The 2,041-nt window shown below is 42.3% G+C and carries 1 protein-coding gene; it reads left to right on the forward strand.

The window, feature by feature from the left end:
- The first annotated feature begins 1,106 nt into the window (after window positions 1-1,106).
- Window positions 1,107-2,009 (forward strand): pepsin/retropepsin-like aspartic protease family protein, encoded by a 903-nt coding sequence (locus BVER_RS30965; protein WP_198155475.1) that lies wholly within the window; start codon window positions 1,107-1,109, stop codon window positions 2,007-2,009.
- Window positions 2,010-2,041 lie beyond the last annotated feature (32 nt).

Genomic DNA, 2,041 nt, shown 5'->3' on the forward strand with positions numbered 1-2,041 from the left:
TCTTAAGATTACATAGAGATATTTGTAGATTCAATCCTTTACTTTCGTTTCTTAATTTACTTGAGCCCAACTCCTTAATCCTATCTTCAATTTAGTCATTCTCTTATTTCTAAGTTTTCATTCAAGTCCAAATAAAATTGGTTCAAGCAAATTATAAATTCTCCAATCGTCTATTTTCTTTTCCATTTCTTAATTTTAATTTGAGTTGATCCGTCAAATAAAATGTATACCTAAGTTTCCAAAATTTCTAATGTCATGTTGTTGCATTATTTAGGTTATTCCATTCTAGGGTTTAGTATTACCTAAATATTTTCTTTGAAGAAAATATAATAAATTACAGTAATTTCCTTCGAAATTCGGGGATGCTACACTTTTGTACTTTTATTTGGAACCATGGGATTGTAAAACACTAAGTTTGTAATAATAATATTAGCTTCCGCGTTTAAATGTATTTCCATTTAAGCGATAACGCTATTACATGCTTGCTTGTTCCCTTGTTTCGGTGAAAACTGAGACGGGATGGCGACCTGAGCAACTCGACCGGTATGCGGGGTCTGCAAGGCGGGGTCCACAGCTGCTCAGGAGGCTGGGGCGCTACAAGTGGTATCAGAGCGTTAGTTCTAGGAGACGTAACTAAAAGACTTGACTCATGAAATATTAGATAACGTTAAACATGTAAGTCGTTAAGATTGCAAGAAATTAGGCATGGAATATTTGTTTGTAGGAGTAAATGTTTATCGTGAGTTGTTGAGCGCCACAAGCGGACACAACTTCAATAAATGTTTTAATTGTGGATTTATTGAACCGTCGAGTTTTAAGTTTGATTGGGAACTGACTTTGTGCGTTATTGTTCTAGGATGGCGGATGGAGCTGGACCGAGTCAGGCCCGATATCCATTTGCGTACGCCCACGCAATCACGTATTACGACTATGATATGGGGTTGTTTTCGGTGTGTGAGCCTAGAATGGGATCACCGTGCGAGTGTGCGGGTAGACCCCTGTTCTCCTACCCTAATTGGGTAGTTCATCAGTTAGAAAGAGAGAGAGAGGAGTTAGTTGAGATCTTGGCTCAAAAGCGGAAAAGTCTTCGGGATGGATCTTTGCCTATGTGGGAGCTCGTTGATAGCTTGGAAGATGAGCTGCAGCAGGCTCAGAGTGATCTAGAGCAGCTGCGACTGGAAGTGCAGAACCAGTGGAGCCGCATTGATACTCTTGAGAGAGAAAGGGATGAGGCTTTGCGTGAGGGGGATAGGTTGCGAATTGAGATTCAAAATGTCATGCATACCGCTAGAGTTACGACCTACGCTGAGGAAGTAGACTTGGTACAACGGATGAAAGAAGGACAAAATTGTTTTAGGGACTTTCAAAACAACCGTAGGGCGAGTACACGAGGCACACCTGTCATGAAAGGAAAAGGGCCACAAGGATCGGGATCTATGCAGCCAAGAGGAACGGGAGGAGTAAAACGTCCAGCCCCGGCAGGAAAAGGACCAGCTGAGAAAAAGGGAACATCCCAGGCTGTATGTGGATTTTGTGGATTGAGCAACCACACAGAGGCTAATTGCTGGAGGAAGGCCAAGAAATGCTTAAAGTGTGGAAGTGCAGACCATCAGGTCCAAGAGTGTCCACTTCGTTCAGAAGAAGCTAGTGGAGAACCGGGTAAGACTGGGGTACGGACAGCGGCCAAGAAGGCTAGAGTGCCAGCTAGGGTTTATGCATTGGAAGCAGAGGATGTGGATAAAGAATCAAGCATGGTGGAAGGTACACTTTCTATATCTGGACAAGTGTTTAAAGTTTTAGTAGACCCTGGATACACACATTCCTTTGTTAATCCAGACTACTTGGGAAAATTGAGAGATAAGATAGAAACTTTACCATTTTGGGTAGAAGTTGGTACACCACTGGGTAGATTCGAGTTAAGAACTGATGAGGTCTGCAAGGGTTGTGAAGTGAATATTAAGGGTAGATTATTCACTGCTGACATGATCGTACTGCCTGTTCTGGGGTAAGAAGTGATTTTGGGAATGGATTGGTTGAGCCG

It is taken from the genome of Candidatus Burkholderia verschuerenii (genome assembly GCF_001189365.1).
Lineage (GTDB): Bacteria > Pseudomonadota > Gammaproteobacteria > Burkholderiales > Burkholderiaceae > Caballeronia > Caballeronia verschuerenii.

What these genes read in the sequence shown, in the direction of transcription:
- BVER_RS30965 (WP_198155475.1), top strand. Translation starts at nt 1,107, where the DNA reads ATGTGGGAGCTCGTTGATAGCTTGGAAGATGAGCTGCAGCAGGCTCAG.